Below are 17,997 nucleotides of genomic sequence, written 5' to 3' on the forward strand. Positions count from 1 at the left end.
GCCCCCCGCCGCTTCCGCGTTCAGCGGTGCAACAAGCTACCTCAATACCACTTACGCCGTGTTATAAAACTGGTCTGACTTTTCCCGATCCAGCGTCTTTTTCCATTCTCCCTCTGCCGTTTTTTCATTGTCCAGTAGGACAACACGCCGTTTGCACCTGCCGCTGCGCTTTTTGCTCGAAGTGGTATTACTCACTTTGATGCCACTTCAAAACCACTTGACCGCCTATTTTTTCAGCAGCATGCTGTTCTTGCAACTGCAAAAAAACAAGATCACAGGGTAGTTATTTACGAAGCAGAGTGGCATTTCTGCAAACCTGAACAGGAGACAACGTGGAAAATTTAATACTCAAAAAAACAATCAGAAACATGATGGTATGTCTGGCCAGCGGTGGCGTGCTGGCGGCATGCGGCGGTGGCGGCGACGCCAGCGCACCCGGCGGCTCGCAATTGCTGGCGGCCAGCACGGTGGTCGCTTGCGTGCCGTGGCAAGAGGGCGGCACGTATAACGCGGGCACCGTGGTCACTTATCTGGGCGCCAACTACACGGCCCTGGTAACGCAGACCGATCACGTGGGCTCCGGCTGGAATCCCGTTTCCACACCGAGCCTGTGGAGCGCCGGCGGCACCTGCGACGGCGGCACCACGCCGACCCCGACACCTACTCCCACCCCAACGCCAACCCCGACACCGACGCCGAATCCAACTCCGACCCCAACGCCCACCCCGACACCGACGCCAACCGGCGGCACGTGCGCACTGGCCTGGGTGGCCGGCACGGCCTACAGCGCGGGCGCCACCGTCAGCTATGCGGGCACGAATTACCGCGCCAACTACTGGACGCAGGGCGACAACCCGTCGACCAGCAGCGGCGCCGCCGGCACGGGCAAGCCATGGACCAGCCAGGAGATCTGCAGCACCACGCCGACCCCTACGCCGACACCGACACCGACACCGACACCGACACCGACACCGACACCGACGCCGACACCTACTCCAACGCCGACACCAACTCCAACGCCGACGCCAACGGGCCGCGAAGTCGGTTCCTACTTCGCGCAGTGGGGCGTGTATGGCCGCGACTATGAAGTGGCAAACGTGCACACGAGCGGCGTGGCCGACAAGCTGACCTTCATCAACTACGCTTTCGGCAATATCTATCCGAAAAACGGCGGCTATGAATGCGGCATGATCACCAAGGCCGAGCCGGGCGCGACGAATCCGAACGCGCCGGACGCGGGCACGGGCGGCGATGCCGAGGCCGACTACATCCGCACGCCGAAGCGCACCGTCGATGGCCAGGTCATTCCATGGGACGCTCCACTGTCGGGCAACTTCCTGCAGCTGAAAAAGCTGAAGGCGGCGCACCCGAACCTGAAGCTGTTCATTTCGCTGGGCGGCTGGAGCTGGTCGAAGAACTTCTCCGTCGGTTCGGCCACCGATGCGCTGCGCAAGCAGATGGTGCGCTCGTGCATCGATATCTACATCAAGGGCAACCTGCCGGTACAGGGCGGTCGCGGCGGCGTGGGTGCGGCGGCCAACATCTTTGACGGCATCGACATCGACTGGGAATATCCGGTCGGCGGCGGACAGCCGTACAACACGGTCAGCCCCAACGACAAGCGCAACTTCACCTTGCTGATGGCGGAATTCCGCAGCCAGCTCGATGCGCTCGGTGCAGCCAACGGCAAGCGCTACCTGTTGACGGCGGCTGTCGGCGCCGGCAAGGACAAGATCGACAACACGGAACCGGCCCTGTACTCGCAGTACATGGACTGGATCAACCTGATGACCTACGACTTCCACGGCGGCTGGGAAAACAGCACCAACTTCAACGCCCAGCTGTTTGCCGACCCTGCCGATCCGTCGACGGGCATGGCGCGCGAATACGTGGGCGACAAGGCGGTGCAGTACATGATTGCCGCCGGCGTGCCGCGCGACAAGCTGCTGCTGGGCATACCGTTCTATGGCCGCGGCTGGACGGGCGTGGCGCCGGGGCCGAATGGCGATGGCCTGTACCAGGCAGCCACGGGCATGGCGCCGGGCACGTACGAGTCGGGCATCGAGGACTATAAAATCCTCGTCGCCAAGTCCGGCACGCGCTACTACCATCCCGTGACCAAGCAGCTGTACCTGTACACGGGCGCGGGCGGCCAGTGGTGGAGCTACGATGACCCGACCGTCATCGGCACCAAGGTGAAATACGTGAAGGACCAGGGCTTGCGCGGCGCGTTCTCGTGGGAACTCGATGGCGACGCGAATGGCGTGCTGGCGACCGAGGTGTGGAAAGTGCGGTAATACTGCGCTAGAGTAGGAGGCGGCCGGGCGGCATTGCTGCCCGGCCGCTTGTTCACATAAAAAACAGGAGACGGGCGATGGCGGCGGTATCGACATTCGGAGTCAAGCAGAAAGAACAGCAGCCGGAACAGGAGCTGAGCCGCGAGTGGCGCAGCTGGATCGCGGAAAACCTCATGCTGGGCAGTCATCCGTCGGCGCTGATGCCGGTGCTGCAAAAGGCGGGCATCGCGGAGCCCTTGGCGCGCCGCGAAATCGAGCTGGCGCTGCAAAGCCCGTATCTTGCCGGCGCCGTGCGCCTGTCGAACCGGCTGGCCAAGCGCGACTGGGTGATCGACATCCAGCGCAAGCTGAACCAGCTGCGCGACCGCGATATTCCCCGCCGCGACAAATTGACGGCGCAGGAATTCCTGGACGAGTATTACTCCACCAACCAGCCCGTCATCATCACGGGCATGATGGACGACTGGCCCGCCATGGCCAAGTGGAGCCCCGCCTATTTCCGCGCGCATTACGCGCAGCGCGAAGTGGAAGTGCAGTTCGGCCGCGAGGCGGACGATCAGTACGAAATGAACAGCGTGGCCCACAAGCGCAAGATGGCGTTTGGCGAGTACGCGAGCCTGGTCGAGGGCGGCGGTGCGACCAACGATTTCTACATGACGGCGAATAACGATTCGCAAAACCGGCAAGCCCTGCGCGAGCTGTGGGACGATATCGGCCAACTGCCCGAATACCTGAAGCAGGATGGCGGCCCCACGGGATTTTTATGGTTCGGCCCGGCCGGCACCGTGACGCCATTCCACCACGACCTGACGAACAACTTCATGGCGCAGGTCAAAGGGCGCAAGCGGCTGCGCATCATGGCCGCCTGCGAGGTGGCGCGCGTGTACAACCAGCGCCACTGTTTTACGCCAGTCGACGGGCGCGACATCGACGTGCGGCGCTATCCGCTGATGGCCGACGTGCAGGTGCGCGAATGCGTGCTGGCGCCGGGCGAGATCCTGTTTTTGCCCGTCGGCTGCTGGCATTTCGTCGAAGCGCTCGACGTATCGATGACGGTGGCGTTTACCAACTTCAAATGGGATAACGATTTTTACAGCAAGTATCCATCGAATCACGACTTCTGATGGCGGGGCCAAGATGGCCGCGAACAGCCGCCTTATGGGCGGCTTTTTTCATGCTACGGTGCGCTTCTTGTATCAGATATTTCCATAAAATAATTGATTCAAATCATTTTGCAGCAATTATTTTGATATGAATAGCCACGATGTTTCATTATCCAGATGCTCATGGCGGGCGGATAATTTGATGGCTGGCGCGGCGCCAGCACCGACAACATCTGGAGGCGGCAGGGCATGAACACGCAGCAAATGACACAGTTACAGCAAGCAGCAGGTAGTGCCGAACTTCGGCTCGACACGCGGCTGACCCGCGAAGCGGCCGAGCTGCTGGCCAGGGCCGACATCCATCTGAATGGCCGCGCCGCCTGGGACATGCAGCTGCGCAAACCGGGCGTGCCGGAGCGCGCCTTCGCCAGCGGCAACTTGGGCCTGGGCGAGGCCTATATGGACGGCGACTGGGATGCGCAGCAGCTCGACGAATTCTTTTGCCATCTGCTGCGCGCCCGGGTGGCCGACGACGTGCGCCCCATGCGCCTGGCTTTTCACGTCTTGTATGCACGCCTGTTCAACCTGCAGACGGAGCGTCGCGCCTGGACGGTGGGCAAGGAGCATTACGACCTGGGCAACGCCTTCTATGCGGCCATGCTCGACCCGCGCATGACCTATACCTGCGGCTACTGGAAGGATGCGGGCAACCTGGCCGAGGCGCAGGAAGCCAAGCTCGATCTGGTTTGCCGCAAACTGTGCCTGGAACCGGGCATGCGCGTGCTCGACATCGGCTGCGGCTGGGGCAGCTTCATGCGCTATGCGGCGGAAAAATACCAGGTGCAATGCGTGGGCGTGACGATCTCGCAAGAGCAGGCCGCGTATGCGCGCAGCATGCCGGGCGGCGAGCGCCTGGACTTCCGCTTGCAGGACTACCGCGACATCGATGAAAAATTCGATCGCATCGTCAGCATCGGCATGTTCGAGCACGTGGGGCACAAGAACCACCGCGCCTTCATGGAAGTGGCGCACCGCTGCCTGGAAGACGACGGCCTGTTCCTGCTGCACACGATCGGCAAGAACAAGCGCCATTCCACGTGCGACCCGTGGATCGACAAATACATTTTCCCGAATGGCGACTTGCCGTCGATCGGCCAGATCGGCGACGCCATGGACGATCTGTTCGTGGCCGAAGACTTGCACAACTTCGGCGCCGACTACGACAAGACCCTGATGGCCTGGCACGCCAATTTTGAGCAGGCGTGGCCGCGCTTTGCCGCCCGGCTGGGCGAGCGCTTCCACCGCATGTGGTCCTACTATCTGCTGTCCTGCGCCGGCGCCTTCCGCGCGCGCGACCTGCAGCTGTGGCAGTGGATGCTGTCGAAGCAGGGTGTGCTGGGAGGGTATGCTCGTATCAGCTGATATCATGGACTGATGGATATCAATCAAGCGCGGACCTTCCTCGAAGTGGCGTCCTGCGGCAGCTTCATCATGGCGGCCGAACGCATGCACGTGACGCAGACGGCCGTCAGCGCCCGCATCCGCACCCTGGAGCAGCAGTTGGGGCGCCAGCTGTTCGTGCGCAACAAGGCGGGCGCGCGCCTGACGTCGGCCGGCGAGCGCTTCATGCGCCATGCGGCCACCATGGTGCAGGTGTGGGAGCGGGCGCGCCACCAGGTGGCCTTGCCGCCGGGGCGCGACGACGCCGTCAGCATCGGCTGCGAACTGAGCTTGTGGCCGCCGCTGCTGGGCGACTGGCTGATACGCATGAGCCGCGACTGTCCCGAGATCGCCCTGCGCGCGGAAGTTGACAGCCCCGCGCGCCTGCTCGACGCCGTGCACGACGGCTCGCTCGACCTGGCCGTGCTGTACAACCCGCCCCAGCGCCCGGGCCTGGCCAGCGAACTGCTGGCCGAGGAAAAGCTGGTGATGGTGACCACGCGCGCCGACGGCCAGATGCATGCCGATACGTACGTGTATGTGGACTGGGGGCCCAGCTTCGCGGCCAATCACCAGGCCACGTATCCGGAGCTGAGCAGCCCGCCCGTGTCGATCTCACTGGGGCCGCTGGCCCTCGTCTACCTGCTGGAAGTGGGCGGCGCCAGTTATTTTCGCATCGGCAGTGCGCAACCCTATCTTGACGCGGGTCTCTTGCACCGCGTGCGCGACGCGCCCGAATTCTCGCATTCCGCCTACGCCGTCTACGCGGCCCAGCGCGACAATCCGACCCTGGACCGGGCCCGTGCCTGCCTGCTCGAGGTGGCGGAGAGAATCAAGTAGCTTCGACAGACGTAAAAAAGCCGACCCGAGGGTCGGCTTTTTGCTGTTTCAATCGCAGCGCTTAGTCGCGGCTGCCGCCAGCGAAACCCAGCAACGAGAGCAGGCTGGTGAAGATGTTGTACACGTCCAGGTAGATGCGCAGGGTGGCGGAGATGTAGTTGGTCTCGCCGCCGTTGATGATTTGCTGCACGTCATACAGGATGTAGGCCGAGAAGATGGCGATGGCAACCATGGAGATCACGATCGACAGTGCCGACAGTCCCAGGAAGATGTTCGCCACCGATGCCAGGATCAGCACGATCACGCCGGCGAACAGCCATTTGCCCATGGCCGAGAAGTCGCGCTTCGAGACCGTCGCGATCGTCGCCATTACGGCCAGGATGGTGGCCGTGCCGCCGAATGCCGTCATGATCAGCATGCCGCCGTTCGAGTAGCCGAGCGTGCGCGTCAGGATAGGCGTGAGCATCAGGCCCATGAAGAAGGTAAAGCCCAGCAGGACGGCGACGCCGAGGCCCGAGTTCTTGGTCTTTTCAATCGCGTACATGAAGCCGAATGCGACGGCCATGAAGATGATGAAGCCCATGCCGCCGGTCAGCATCGGCAAATGCATTTGCACGCCGATGAAGGCGCCCAGCACGGTCGGGATCATGGACAGCGCCAGCAGCCAGTAAGTGTTGCGCAAGACCTGATGGCGGACTTGCTGCATGCCCCCCGACAGGTCAAAGGTGCGTTGCATGTTCTGATTCATAGTGCCTCCGTGTTGTCAATTCAAATTACTACTTTACCCAAGGATAGCATGGGGGGCGGAATTTGCCAAAAAAGCAGCTTAAGATTTCATTAAACAGGAGCAGGGCGGCAAGATGCCCCCTGCCTGTCTGGGTGATATGGGGTGGAGTATGGTAAAATCAAAGGTTGATTGAGTTCTCAATTTACCGTTTTAAACCTTACTTTTTATTGGAGTTTTCACACATGGCAATCGAACGCACCCTGTCGATCATCAAACCAGACGCAGTTGCAAAAAACGTAATCGGTCAAATCTACTCGCGTTTTGAAAACGCTGGCCTGAAAATCGTTGCAGCACGCATGACCCAACTGTCGCGCGAACAAGCTGAAGGTTTCTACGCAGCGCACAAAGAGCGCGGCTTCTTCAAGGATCTGGTCGACTTCATGGTTTCCGGTCCAGTCATGATCCAGGCCCTGGAAGGCGAAAACGCCGTTCTGGCCCACCGTGACCTGATGGGCGCGACCGATCCGAAGAAAGCAGAAAAAGGCACGATCCGCGCCGATTTCGCCGATTCGATCGACGCTAACGCCGTACACGGTTCCGACGCTGTCGAAGCTGCTAAAGTGGAAATCGCTTACTTCTTCCCAGAACTGAAGGCTTAATTGCCTTAGATAACGTTATTTCCTGGCGTTATCTGTGAAATAACTTATCACCCCCTGTTCCCGCTGCGCTGTGGAGTTTTCGCTCCGAATGCGCGCGGGGACGGATTTTTAGAATAGACAAGATCATGAATACGACGACCCTCACCAACTTGCTGGACCTCGATCCCGCGCAACTCATCGCCTACTGCGCCGAGTTGGGAGAGAAACCGTTTCGTGCGAAACAATTGCAACGTTGGATACACCAGTTCGGCGCCTCCGACTTCGACGCCATGACGGACCTGGCCAAGTCGCTGCGCGACAAGCTGGCCACGCGCGCCGAAGTGCGCGCCCCGGCCATCATCAGCGACCACACGTCGACGGACGGCACGCGCAAGTGGCTGGTCGACGTGGGCAATGGCAATGCCGTGGAAACCGTGTTCATTCCGGAAGAAAACCGCGGCACCCTGTGCATCTCGACCCAGGCCGGCTGCGCCGTGAACTGCCGTTTCTGCTCGACGGGCAAGCAGGGCTTCAACCGCAACCTCAGTGTCGGCGAAATCATCGGCCAGCTGTGGATGGCGGAATTCGAATTGCGCCGCACCAAGGGCATCGAGCCGGGCCCGAAAGGCGAGCGCCAGATCACCAACGTGGTCATGATGGGCATGGGCGAGCCCCTGCTGAACTTTGAGCCGACCGTCACGGCCCTGAAATTGATGCTCGACGACAACGCTTACGGCCTGTCGCGCCGCCGCGTGACCCTGTCGACGTCGGGCGTCGTGCCGATGATGGACAAGCTGTCGCAGGAAGTGCCGGTGGCCCTGGCCGTCTCGCTGCACGCCTCGAACGACGCCTTACGCGACGGTTTGATTCCACTGAACAAGAAATACCCGCTGAAGGAATTGATGGCGGCCTGCAAGCGCTACCTGGAATTCGCCCCGCGCGATTTCATTACCTTCGAATACTGCATGCTCGACGGCGTCAATGACAGCGACGAGCACGCGCGTGAACTGCTGGCGCTGGTGCAAGACCGCGAGTTCGGCGTGAACTGCAAGTTTAACCTGATCCCGTTCAACCCCTTCCCCGAGTCGGGCCTGTTCCGCTCGAAAAACCCGCGCATCAAGGCTTTTGCCCAAGTGCTCATGGATGGCGGCATCATCACCACCGTGCGCAAGACGCGCGGCGACGATATCGATGCGGCCTGCGGCCAGCTGGCTGGCGAAGTCAAGGACCGCACCCGGGTGCAGGAACGCATGGAAAAGATGACTGAATATCAACAGAAATTTGGCGCCAATTTCGGCAAGATCGTGGAGATCCGCTCCTGATGCGGGGAGGCATGGCTTATCCTGGCATACTTGCCGCGGCTGTTGTCAGCCTGGGCGTGCTGCTTGCCGGCTGTGCTTCCACCGCGGACAAGGAGCAAGCCGCATCTGTCGAGCAGCGCGCCGCCTTGCGCTTGCAGCTGGCCAGCGCCTATTATATGCAAGACCAGTTTGTGGTGGCGTTGGCCGAAGCGGAGCAGGCGGTCCAGCTGGTGCCGGGCAACGCGCAGGTGCGCGGCATGCGCGCCCTGATTTTTGCCGCTCTGCGCCAACCTGTCGCTGCTGAAAAAGATTTTCTTTACGCATTGCGCCTTGCGCCCCACAATCCCGAGTTGAGCAATAATTATGGCCTGTTTCTGTGCCAGACCGGGCGCGAGGCGCAGTCGCTGGCGTATTTTGATGCCGCATTGCAAGATGCCGCCTATGGCACGCCCGAACTGGCGCTGCATAATGCGGCCGCGTGCAGCCTGGTCATGAAAGATTACCCGCGCGCCGCCAGCTACTGGCTCAAGGCGGAGCGCATCGCACCTGGCGCGGCAATCACCTATGCCGGCCTGGTGCGCGTGTATTACCAACAGCAAGACTACCGGCAAGCGGCTCATTACCTTGAGCGGCTCGGTAAAGTAGCGACAATGGAGAGCCAGACGGCCGATGTGCTGTGGCTCGGGATCAAGGTGCAGCATAAGCTCGGGGATGCGGGTGCGGAAGCTGGCCTGGGAGCGCATTTGCGCAACCACCATTCCGGCTCCCCCGAATATGCTGCTTATCAAAATGGGGCGTTTGATGAGTGAGACAGGGATACCAATGAATTCAGAGTGGGCAGAAACGCCTCAGCAGCAGCCCCAGGGCAATCTTGCGTTGGCAGGTGCACAGTTGAAGGCGCAGCGCGAAGCGCTGGGCTGGCCTGTAGAGCAGGTGGCCGACCAGCTCAAGCTGGCGCCGCGCCAGGTGATCGCGCTGGAAGAGGGCGACATGGCGGCCTTGCCGAACCTGGCTGTGGTGCGCGGTTTCGTGCGCGCCTACGCCAAGGTGGTGCGCCTCGACGCGGCGCCGCTGGTGGCCATGATCGAAGTCCACCCGGCACCGGCGCAAGACCCGGCCGCGCCCGTGCGGCGTGAAATTTCCGCCACGTTTTCCGAATCGCGCTTCCCCTCGATGACGCAGCGCTCGTCGAACCAGACTCCCCTGTGGATCGCCGGCGCCGTGGCCGTCGTCGTGGCGGCCGCCTTTGGTGCGTATAAACTCGGCTACGTGCCGGCCAGCCTGCTGTCTTCGCAAGCCGGGAAAGAAACATCGCATGCGGAAGTGGGCCCCGTGGAAACGACCCTGATCAAGCCGGGCCAGGATTTGACGCCCGTGCAGTCGCCGTCCGTGCCCCTGATTTCCGTGCCGCCGCCACCAGGCAACGATACGCAGACGGGCGCACCGGCTGCCGCCATCGCTTCGGCGCCGGCCGCCGCCGTGCCGCCAGCGGCCGTGCCAGCCCCGGCGACAACTGCCGTCACGCCGCCTGCTGCCGCCCCTGCCGTGGGCGCAAATGCGCTGGTGCTGAAGGTGGAGCAGGATTCCTGGGTGGAAATCCGCCGCCCTGGCAGCGCGCCGCTGATTTCGCGCATGGTCAAGGCGGGCAGCACGGAAACCTTCGATATCACGGGTCCGGCCACCCTGGTGGTGGGCAAGCCCGGTGTGGTGCAGGCAACCTTGCGCGGCGCCAAGCTGGAGCTGCCGACCGTTGCCGGCGGCACGATCTCGCGCGTCAGCATCAAATAATTGCAGTAACCGTTCAAGCAAACTCAGAAGATAATATTATGGCTACCTCGAAAACAGCGATCGGCTCCGGTCCATCCGGCCGCCGCGACAGCCGCAAGGTGCTGATCGCGCACGGCCAGCGCCAGATCTGGGTGGGCGGCGACGCCCCCGTGGTGGTGCAGTCGATGACGAACACGGATACGGCGGACGCCATCGGCACGGCGATCCAGATCAAGGAACTGGCGCGTGCCGGTTCGGAGCTGGTGCGCCTGACGGTGGACCGTCCGGAAGCGGCCGCGGCCGTCCCCTACATCCGCGAACAGCTCGACAAGATGGACATCGACGTGCCGCTGGTGGGCGATTTTCACTACAACGGCCATACCCTGCTCAACGACTACCCCGATTGCGCGCGCGCGCTGTCAAAGTACCGCATCAATCCGGGCAACGTGGGAAAGGGCGCCAAGCGCGACACGCAATTTGCGCAAATGATCGAAGCGGCTTGCCGTTACGACAAGCCGGTGCGCATCGGCGTGAACTGGGGCAGCCTCGATCAAGCCTTGCTGGCGCGCATCATGGATGAAAACGCGGGCCGCGCCGAACCGTGGCCGGCGCAAGCCGTCATGTATGAAGCGCTGGTGACGTCGGCCATTGAAAACGCCGTGCGCGCCGAAGAGCTGGGCCTGGGCCGCGACAAGATCATCCTGTCGTGCAAGGTCTCGGGCGTGCAGGACCTGATCGCCGTATACCGCGAACTGGCGCAGCGCTGCGACTATCCGCTGCACCTGGGCTTGACGGAAGCGGGCATGGGCAGCAAGGGCATCGTCGCCTCGACGGCGGCTCTGGCCGTGCTGCTGCAAGAGGGCATCGGCGACACCATCCGCATTTCGCTCACGCCCGAACCGGGCGGCGACCGTACGCGTGAAGTCATTGTCGGCCAGGAAATCCTGCAAACCATGGGCTTGCGCAAGTTCGCGCCCATGGTCATCGCCTGTCCCGGTTGCGGCCGCACGACGTCGACCACCTTCCAGGAGCTGGCCGACAACATCCAGACGTATCTGCGCGAGCAGATGCCGGAGTGGAAGAAATCGTATCCGGGCGTGGAAGCGATGAACGTGGCCGTCATGGGCTGCATCGTCAACGGCCCCGGCGAATCGAAGCATGCGAACATCGGCATCAGCCTGCCCGGCACGGGCGAGTCGCCTGCCGCGCCCGTATTTGTCGACGGCGAAAAAGTCGTCACCTTGCGCGGCGAACGCATCGTCGAGGAATTCCAGGACATCGTCCTCAATTATGTTAAAAGCCATTACGGCGCCGCCGCCACGGCAACGGCGTAGGTCAGGTAGGTCGGATTAGCGCTACGCGCGTCATCCGGCAATCAAGTTAAAGCAAAGAAGAACACTATGTCCGAAAATAAAAAGCTCGACAAGATCACAGCAGTCAAAGGCATGAACGATATCCTGCCAGCCGACGCCCCGCTGTGGGAATTGTTTGAAAACACGGCGCAATCCGTGCTGCAAAGCTATGGCTTCCAGCAGATCCGCACGCCGATCGTGGAAGAAACGAAATTGTTCGCGCGCGCCATCGGCGCCGTGACCGATATCGTGGAAAAGGAAATGTATTCGTTCACCGATTCGATGAACGGCGACAACCTGACCCTGCGTCCTGAAGGCACGGCCGGCGTGGTGCGCGCCGTCGTCGAGCACAACCTCGTCTACGAAGGCCCGAAACGCCTGTGGTACAAGGGCCAGATGTTCCGCCACGAGCGTCCACAGAAAGGCCGCTACCGCCAGTTCCACCAGTTCGGCGCGGAAGCCATCGGCTTTACGGGCCCGGACATCGACGCCGAGCTGATCATGATGACCCGCCGCCTGTGGGATGACCTGGGCCTGGAAGGCATCCGCCTGGAACTGAACTCGATCGGCGACGCGGCCGAGCGCCTGCGCCACCGCGCCGACCTGATCGCCTACCTGGAAGGCCACAGCGAGCTGCTCGACGAGGAAGCCAAGCGCCGCCTGCACAGCAATCCGCTGCGTATTTTGGATACCAAGAATCCTGCCATGCAGGATCTGGTCAATGGCGCGCCGAAGCTGCTGGAGTACCTGGGCGAGGAATCGCTGGCCCATTTCCACGGCGTGCAGAAGATTCTGAACCACAACAATATTCCATTCATCATCAATCCACGCCTGGTGCGCGGCCTCGATTACTACAACCGCACGGTGTTCGAGTGGGTCAGCGACAAGCTGGGCGCGCAAGGCACGGTCTGCGCCGGTGGCCGCTATGACGGCATGGTGGAAATGTTTGGCGGCAAATCGACGCCAGCCGTCGGCTTCGGCATGGGCGTCGAACGCCTGGTGCTGCTGATGAAGGACGCGGCCGAGCCGGAACAGCCAGCCCAGTGCGACGTCTACCTGGTGCACCAGGGCGAGCAGGCAGGCTTGCAAGCGTTCGTGCTGGCAGAGCGGATTCGCGATGCGGGCCTGGACGTTGTGCTACATTGCGCAGCGAGCAACGGTGGCGGCAGCTTCAAGACGCAAATGAAAAAGGCCGATGCCAGCGGCGCGGCGTTTGCCGTGATCATGGGCGATGATGAAATCGCCAACAACGTCGCGACGGTGAAAGCCATGCGCGAAGCCGATGCGGGCGCGCAGCAGAACACGGTGCCGTTCGACGATGTCGTCGATTATGTGGTGGACCAGATCATCGGCGACCACGATTGCGGCCATGACCACGGTCCTGGCGGCCACGTGCATCATCACCACTGATTTGCAGCAAGACCGTTCTACCCTCGATCAACTACTCATTAAAACTGACGACCCATGGCATACGATCACGAAGAACAAGAACAACTGGCAACCCTCAAGGCCTGGTGGCAGCGCAATGGCAATCTGACCTCCTGGGTCCTGATCGTGGCGCTGGCAGGCTACAGCGGCTGGGCTGGCTGGCAGTACTACCAGCGCACGCAGGCTGCGCAAGCGGGCCAGCTGTACGACGAACTGCAAAACGCCATCGCCGCCAAGGACACGGCCAAGGTGATGCGCGCGGCCGGCGACATGCAGTCGCGTTTCAGCGGCACGGCGTATGCGCAGATGAGCGCCCTGGCCGCGGCCAAGGTGGCGTTCGATGCGAACGACCTGAAAACGGCCAAGACCCAGCTGCAATGGGTGGCCGAGCATGGCACGGAAGAGTACAAGTCCATCGCCAAGCTGCGCCTGGCAGGCGTCCTGCTGGATGAAAAAGCCTACGATGAAGCGCTGAAAGTGCTGGCAACGGCTTCCGTGGCGCAATTTGCCGGCGCCGTGGCCGACCGCAAGGGCGACATCCTGGTGGCGCAAAACAAGCTGGCCGATGCCCGCACGGCCTACCTGGCCGCACTGGCTGCGACGGACAAGAACAATCCAGGCCGTCAACTGATCCAAGTCAAACTGGAAGCGATCGGCGGTACGGTGCCGGAAGACAAAGCCAAGGCTGACAAGGCTGCCGCCTGACAGGAACACTGATGGCGTGGCCGGGTGGCGTTATGCGCCGTCTGCCTTGCCCTTACAAGTACAAGAAAAAGGTTGGATAACACTTATGCGTGTCACTGAAAAGCTGGTAGCTGCAAGTCTGTTGGCCCTGATGGCCGGTTGCTCGTCGTGGAACCCGTTCGCTTCGAAAGATCCGAAAGTCGAACCGGCCAAGCTGGTCGAGTTAAAATCGAGCATCGCCGTGCGCGACGCCTGGAAGTATTCGATCGGCAAGGCCGGCGTGTACGCGTTTACGCCTGCGCTGGCCGGCAACAGCCTGTACGTGGTCAGCGCCGATGGCGCGCTGGCGCGCCTCGATGCGGCCAGCGGCCGTGAAACGTGGCGCGTCAAGGCCGGCAGCGATATCACCGCGAGTGCCGGCAGCGATGGCACGGTCGTGGCCGTCGGTGCCGCCAAGGGCGCCGTGCTGGCGTTTGACGCCGATGGCAAGCAGCTTTGGAAGGCGCAGGCATCCAGCGAAGTATTGACGGCGCCCGTCGTGGGGCAGGGCGTGGTCGTGGTACGCAGCGTCGACAACCGCATCGTCGGCTTCGACGCCAAGACGGGCGAGCGCAAGTGGACGGTGCAGCGCGCCACGCCGGCATTGACCCTGCGCAATGCGCCGGGCATGGTGCTGGGCGGTGCGAACATCTACGTGGCCCAGCCTGGCGGCAAGCTGCTGGCACTGACGGCAGCGACCGGTGTGGTACGCTGGGAGATCGTCGTCAGCGAACCGCGCGGCGCTACCGAACTGGAGCGCGTCTCCGACATCGCCGGCACGCCGGTGGTGTACGAAGGCGAAGTGTGCGCCGTCACCTACCAGGGCAAGGCGGGCTGCTTCGATGCCGCCACGGGCGTGCCGCGCTGGACCAAGCCGATCTCGTCCGATGTGGGCGTGGCCGTCGACCAGCGTTTCGTGTTTGTCGCGGATGACCAGGGCGCCGTCGTGGCGTTCAGCCGCGAAGGCGGCCAGAGCGCCTGGAAGAATGAGGCGCTGGCGCGCCGCCGCCTGTCGACGCCGGCCTCCTACGGCCGCAGCGTCGCCGTGGGCGACTATCAAGGTTACATCCACTTCCTGTCACGGGAAGATGGCGCATTAATAGGTCGTGTCAGCACCGATGGTAGCCCGATTGTTTCGGCTCCCGTTGTTGCCGGTTCGAATTTGATTTTTCAAACCCAATCAGGGACAGTGACCGCTCTCGCGGTCGAGTAATACAATGAAGCCGGTAATTGCACTAGTAGGTCGACCCAATGTTGGGAAATCGACTTTATTCAATCGTCTGACCCGCTCGCGCGATGCGCTGGTGGCGGATTTGCCTGGGTTGACGCGCGATCGTCACTATGGCGAAGGCCGTGTCGGCGAACGTCCCTTCCTCGTCATCGATACGGGTGGTTTCGAACCCGTCGCCAAGGAAGGCATCATGCACCAGATGGCACTGCAGACCAAGCAGGCCGTGGCCGAGGCCGACGTGGTGGTGTTCATCGTGGACGGCCGTCAAGGCCTGACCCCGCATGACAAGACCATCGTCGACTTCCTGCGCAAGAGCGGTCGCCCGGTCTTGTTGGTGGTCAACAAAAGCGAAGGCATGCGCTACACGGCCGTCGTGTCCGAATTCTATGAATTGGGCATGGGCGATCCGTATGCGATCTCGTCGGCGCACGGCGACGGCGTCAACGACCTCGTCGAAGTGATGCTGGATCTGGCGTTCGCGCAGCGTCCGGATGAGCCTGAAGAGCTGGAAAAGACCGACCGCGGCATCAAGATCGCCCTCGTCGGCCGTCCGAACGTGGGCAAGTCGACCTTGATCAACACCTTGCTGGGCGAAGAGCGCGTGATCGCCTTCGACATGCCGGGCACGACGCGCGATTCGATCGAAATCCCGTTCGAGCGCGATGGCCAGCAATACACCCTGATCGACACGGCCGGTATCCGCCGCCGCGGCAAGGTGTTTGAAGCGATCGAGAAATTCTCGGTGGTGAAAACGCTGCAGTCGATTTCCGAAGCCAACGTGGTCGTGCTGATGCTCGACGCGCAGCAGGATATCTCGGAGCAGGACGCGCATATCGCCGGCTTTATCCTGGAATCGGGCCGCGCGCTGGTCGTGGCCGTGAATAAATGGGATGGCTTGCAATCGCACGAGCGCGACGAGATCAAGATCGATATCGACCGCAAGCTCGATTTCCTGTCGTTCGCGCAGATGCATTTCATTTCGGCGCTGAAGGGCACCAACATCGGTCCACTGATGAAGTCGCTCAACGCCGCGTATGCGGCCGCCATGTGCGACCTGTCGACGCCGAAGCTGACGCGCGCCCTGATCGAGGCCGTGGAGAAGCAGGAACCGCGCCGCAAGGGCTCGATCCGTCCGAAGCTGCGCTATGCGCACCAGGGCGGCATGAACCCGCCTGTGATCGTTATTCACGGCAATGCGCTCGACGCCGTTGGCGATCCGTACAAACGCTATCTGGAAAAACATTTCCGCGATACGTTTGCCCTGGTCGGCACGCCGCTGCGCATCGAACTGCGTACGGGTAAAAACCCGTTTGCACGCACGCCTAGCAAGTAAATAGTTAACGGCTGAATTAAGTGCATATTAAGGCGCCGCGGAGATAATGCGGCGCCGACAGACATTTAATGGCTGTTTGCACGAAAATAATAAAGTGTTAATGCGCCATGCGCGACAGCGATCGCGAAAACAGGTTACAGTAGCTATGACGCATCTTTCTTTCTTTGAAAGGTGTGAGAGCACTTGAAATCAAGCGAGTCGCCTCCAATTCTTACACAACAACATAAACAACGGAGCTGTTATGAGCAACAAAGGGCAACTGTTACAAGACCCATTCCTCAATGCATTACGCAAAGAGCATGTTCCTGTCTCGATCTACCTGGTCAATGGCATTAAATTGCAGGGCCATATCGAATCGTTTGATCAATATGTCGTATTGCTGCGCAATACGGTGACACAGATGGTGTACAAGCATGCCATCTCGACAGTGGTGCCGGCCCGTGCCGTCAATCTCAATATTGAATCTGAAGCGGAGTAAAGCGTTGAGCTTGACGGCCCAGCGCCTTTCACCCTCCATCGCCCCCGTCCGCGCCAGCGGCGCTGATGCGTTTGCATCGGCGTCGGCGTCCGCCGCAACTCATCAGATGCCATCATGCGCGCGGCACTAGTCGGAGTTGACTTCGGTCACAGCGACTTTGCCGCCAGCATGGAGGAACTCATGCTGTTGTCGCGTTCGGCTGGCGCAGACCCGATTTCCACCATCACGGCCAAGCGTTCCAGTCCCGATTCCGCGTATTTCGTCGGCAGCGGCAAGGCCGATGAAATTGGCGACGTCGTCGTCAACGATGGCCTGGAAATCGTTATCTTCAACCATGCCCTTTCACCTGCCCAGCAGCGCAATCTGGAAAAGCGCCTGAATGTGCGCGTGCTCGACCGTACCAGCCTGATTCTCGACATCTTTGCGCAGCGCGCCAAGAGCCACGAGGGCAAGCTGCAAGTCGAGCTGGCGCAGCTGCAGCATCTGGCCACGCGCCTGATCCGCGGCTGGACCCACCTTGAGCGGCAAAAGGGTGGTATCGGCTTGCGCGGTCCCGGCGAGACGCAGCTCGAGACCGACCGCCGGCTGATCGGCGACCGCGTCAAGGCCTTGCGCGCCCGTCTGGAAAAGCTGCACAAGCAGCGCGAAACGCAGCGCCGCGCGCGCGGCCGCAATCACACATTCTCGGTGTCCCTGGTCGGCTATACCAATGCCGGCAAGTCGACCCTGTTCAATGCCGTGACCAAGGCCGGCGTGTATGTCGCCGACCAGTTGTTCGCCACGCTCGACACCACCTCGCGCCGGGTTTACCTGGGGCAGGAGGTGGGCAACGTGGTGATCTCCGACACGGTCGGCTTCGTGCGCGAATTGCCGCACCAATTGGTGGCCGCCTTCCGCGCCACGCTCGAAGAAACCATCCATGCCGATTTGCTGCTGCACGTCGTCGACGCCGCGTCGCCGGTGCGCATGGAGCAGATCGAGCAGGTCAACCTGGTCTTGAAAGAGATCGGCGCCGATCATATTCCGCAAATCCTCGTGTGGAACAAGATCGATGCGGCCGGGCTGGAGCCTTCGGTGGAGCGCGATGAATATGCTACGATCAGTCGCGTGTTCGTCAGTGCGCAGAAGGGCAGTGGGCTCGACCTGCTGCGCGATGCGATTGTCGAGATGGCCAGGAAGGCGCCTCGTTCGGCCCACCTGTATCAGAACGATGAAGCACCGCAGGAAGATCAGTTTGACGGTCAGTACGACCAGCACGATGGCGCCGCCCCGGACCAGGACGAAGAGCCTGGCGAGGACGATAGGATTTCCACCCACTCCCAAGTCGGAACACGATAGT

General features: G+C 61.6%; 16 protein-coding genes. 15 read left to right on the forward strand and 1 reads right to left on the reverse strand.

Annotated features, from left to right (window positions below; genetic code table 11):
• Nucleotides 1-368 precede the first annotated feature (368 nt).
• The 4 genes from ASN89_RS27330 to ASN89_RS27345 all read left to right on the forward strand — a co-directional run bounded on the left by ASN89_RS27330 (nucleotide 369) and on the right by ASN89_RS27345 (nucleotide 5,680).
• Nucleotides 369-2,297, forward strand: coding sequence for a glycosyl hydrolase family 18 protein (locus tag ASN89_RS27330; protein WP_268766409.1), 1,929 nt, complete (start codon nucleotides 369-371; stop codon nucleotides 2,295-2,297).
• 77 nt (nucleotides 2,298-2,374) lie between these two features.
• Complete coding sequence (locus ASN89_RS27335) at nucleotides 2,375-3,421, forward strand: cupin-like domain-containing protein (protein WP_082654782.1); 1,047 nt, start codon at nucleotides 2,375-2,377, stop codon at nucleotides 3,419-3,421.
• Between the two features lie 228 nt (nucleotides 3,422-3,649).
• On the forward strand, nucleotides 3,650-4,822 hold the full coding sequence (gene cfa / locus ASN89_RS27340) for a cyclopropane fatty acyl phospholipid synthase (RefSeq protein WP_235502105.1): 1,173 nt from the start codon (nucleotides 3,650-3,652) through the stop codon (nucleotides 4,820-4,822).
• Between the two features lie 12 nt (nucleotides 4,823-4,834).
• On the forward strand, nucleotides 4,835-5,680 hold the full coding sequence (locus tag ASN89_RS27345) for a LysR family transcriptional regulator (RefSeq protein ID WP_058051416.1): 846 nt from the start codon (nucleotides 4,835-4,837) through the stop codon (nucleotides 5,678-5,680).
• Between the two features lie 61 nt (nucleotides 5,681-5,741).
• On the opposite strand, the gene ASN89_RS27350 is transcribed toward ASN89_RS27345, so the two are convergent.
• On the reverse strand, nucleotides 5,742-6,428 hold the full coding sequence (locus ASN89_RS27350) for a Bax inhibitor-1/YccA family protein (RefSeq protein WP_034752039.1): 687 nt from the start codon (nucleotides 6,426-6,428) through the stop codon (nucleotides 5,742-5,744).
• A 221-nt stretch (nucleotides 6,429-6,649) separates the two neighbouring features.
• On the opposite strand from ASN89_RS27350, the gene ndk reads away from it, so the two are divergent.
• The 11 genes from ndk (at nucleotide 6,650) to hflX (ending at nucleotide 17,996) form a co-directional block, all read left to right on the forward strand.
• Complete coding sequence (gene ndk, locus ASN89_RS27355) at nucleotides 6,650-7,066, forward strand: nucleoside-diphosphate kinase (protein WP_034752036.1); 417 nt, start codon at nucleotides 6,650-6,652, stop codon at nucleotides 7,064-7,066.
• A gap of 125 nt (nucleotides 7,067-7,191) precedes the next feature.
• Complete coding sequence (rlmN, locus tag ASN89_RS27360) at nucleotides 7,192-8,367, forward strand: 23S rRNA (adenine(2503)-C(2))-methyltransferase RlmN (RefSeq protein ID WP_034752035.1); 1,176 nt, start codon at nucleotides 7,192-7,194, stop codon at nucleotides 8,365-8,367.
• A gap of 11 nt (nucleotides 8,368-8,378) precedes the next feature.
• Nucleotides 8,379-9,155: a type IV pilus biogenesis/stability protein PilW gene (gene pilW / locus ASN89_RS27365; protein ID WP_046685714.1), complete on the forward strand. Its 777-nt coding sequence runs from the start codon at nucleotides 8,379-8,381 to the stop codon at nucleotides 9,153-9,155.
• Between the two features lie 67 nt (nucleotides 9,156-9,222).
• Complete coding sequence (locus ASN89_RS27370; RefSeq protein ID WP_321166445.1) at nucleotides 9,223-10,134, forward strand: helix-turn-helix domain-containing protein; 912 nt, start codon at nucleotides 9,223-9,225, stop codon at nucleotides 10,132-10,134.
• A 38-nt stretch (nucleotides 10,135-10,172) separates the two neighbouring features.
• Nucleotides 10,173-11,447 carry a flavodoxin-dependent (E)-4-hydroxy-3-methylbut-2-enyl-diphosphate synthase gene (ispG, locus tag ASN89_RS27375; RefSeq protein WP_046685712.1) on the forward strand — a complete coding sequence of 425 codons (1,275 nt, stop codon included), beginning with the start codon at nucleotides 10,173-10,175 and terminating at the stop codon, nucleotides 11,445-11,447.
• 66 nt (nucleotides 11,448-11,513) lie between these two features.
• The gene (gene hisS / locus ASN89_RS27380; RefSeq protein ID WP_046685711.1) at nucleotides 11,514-12,875 is read left to right on the forward strand and encodes a histidine--tRNA ligase; all 1,362 of its coding nucleotides are present in this window, start codon (nucleotides 11,514-11,516) and stop codon (nucleotides 12,873-12,875) included.
• Nucleotides 12,876-12,929: 54 nt separating this feature from the next.
• Nucleotides 12,930-13,598: a YfgM family protein gene (locus tag ASN89_RS27385; RefSeq protein ID WP_046685710.1), complete on the forward strand. Its 669-nt coding sequence runs from the start codon at nucleotides 12,930-12,932 to the stop codon at nucleotides 13,596-13,598.
• An 85-nt stretch (nucleotides 13,599-13,683) separates the two neighbouring features.
• On the forward strand, nucleotides 13,684-14,829 hold the full coding sequence (bamB, locus tag ASN89_RS27390; RefSeq protein WP_046685709.1) for an outer membrane protein assembly factor BamB: 1,146 nt from the start codon (nucleotides 13,684-13,686) through the stop codon (nucleotides 14,827-14,829).
• Between the two features lie 4 nt (nucleotides 14,830-14,833).
• Nucleotides 14,834-16,180 (forward strand): ribosome biogenesis GTPase Der, encoded by a 1,347-nt coding sequence (gene der / locus ASN89_RS27395; protein WP_034752028.1) that lies wholly within the window; start codon nucleotides 14,834-14,836, stop codon nucleotides 16,178-16,180.
• A 241-nt stretch (nucleotides 16,181-16,421) separates the two neighbouring features.
• Complete coding sequence (gene hfq, locus ASN89_RS27400; RefSeq protein WP_008450615.1) at nucleotides 16,422-16,658, forward strand: RNA chaperone Hfq; 237 nt, start codon at nucleotides 16,422-16,424, stop codon at nucleotides 16,656-16,658.
• 114 nt (nucleotides 16,659-16,772) lie between these two features.
• On the forward strand, nucleotides 16,773-17,996 hold the full coding sequence (gene hflX / locus ASN89_RS27405) for a GTPase HflX (RefSeq protein ID WP_046685708.1): 1,224 nt from the start codon (nucleotides 16,773-16,775) through the stop codon (nucleotides 17,994-17,996).
• Nucleotide 17,997 lies beyond the last annotated feature (1 nt).

It is taken from the genome of Janthinobacterium sp. Ant5-2-1, from assembly GCF_001445815.1.
GTDB lineage: Bacteria > Pseudomonadota > Gammaproteobacteria > Burkholderiales > Burkholderiaceae_D > Janthinobacterium > Janthinobacterium lividum_E.

Excerpts from the sequence above, each read along its gene's own strand:
- ASN89_RS27330 (WP_268766409.1), top strand. The coding sequence starts at position 369 with ATGATGGTATGTCTGGCCAGCGGTGGCGTGCTGGCGGCATGCGGCGGT.
- ASN89_RS27335 (WP_082654782.1), top strand. The coding sequence starts at position 2,375 with ATGGCGGCGGTATCGACATTCGGAGTCAAGCAGAAAGAACAGCAGCCG.
- cfa (WP_235502105.1), top strand. The coding sequence starts at position 3,650 with ATGAACACGCAGCAAATGACACAGTTACAGCAAGCAGCAGGTAGTGCC.
- ASN89_RS27345 (WP_058051416.1), top strand. The coding sequence starts at position 4,835 with ATGGATATCAATCAAGCGCGGACCTTCCTCGAAGTGGCGTCCTGCGGC.
- ASN89_RS27350 (WP_034752039.1), bottom strand. The coding sequence starts at position 6,428 with ATGAATCAGAACATGCAACGCACCTTTGACCTGTCGGGGGGCATGCAG.
- ndk (WP_034752036.1), top strand. The coding sequence starts at position 6,650 with ATGGCAATCGAACGCACCCTGTCGATCATCAAACCAGACGCAGTTGCA.
- rlmN (WP_034752035.1), top strand. The coding sequence starts at position 7,192 with ATGAATACGACGACCCTCACCAACTTGCTGGACCTCGATCCCGCGCAA.
- pilW (WP_046685714.1), top strand. The coding sequence starts at position 8,379 with ATGGCTTATCCTGGCATACTTGCCGCGGCTGTTGTCAGCCTGGGCGTG.
- ispG (WP_046685712.1), top strand. The coding sequence starts at position 10,173 with ATGGCTACCTCGAAAACAGCGATCGGCTCCGGTCCATCCGGCCGCCGC.
- hisS (WP_046685711.1), top strand. The coding sequence starts at position 11,514 with ATGTCCGAAAATAAAAAGCTCGACAAGATCACAGCAGTCAAAGGCATG.
- ASN89_RS27385 (WP_046685710.1), top strand. The coding sequence starts at position 12,930 with ATGGCATACGATCACGAAGAACAAGAACAACTGGCAACCCTCAAGGCC.
- bamB (WP_046685709.1), top strand. The coding sequence starts at position 13,684 with ATGCGTGTCACTGAAAAGCTGGTAGCTGCAAGTCTGTTGGCCCTGATG.
- der (WP_034752028.1), top strand. The coding sequence starts at position 14,834 with ATGAAGCCGGTAATTGCACTAGTAGGTCGACCCAATGTTGGGAAATCG.
- hfq (WP_008450615.1), top strand. The coding sequence starts at position 16,422 with ATGAGCAACAAAGGGCAACTGTTACAAGACCCATTCCTCAATGCATTA.
- hflX (WP_046685708.1), top strand. The coding sequence starts at position 16,773 with ATGCGCGCGGCACTAGTCGGAGTTGACTTCGGTCACAGCGACTTTGCC.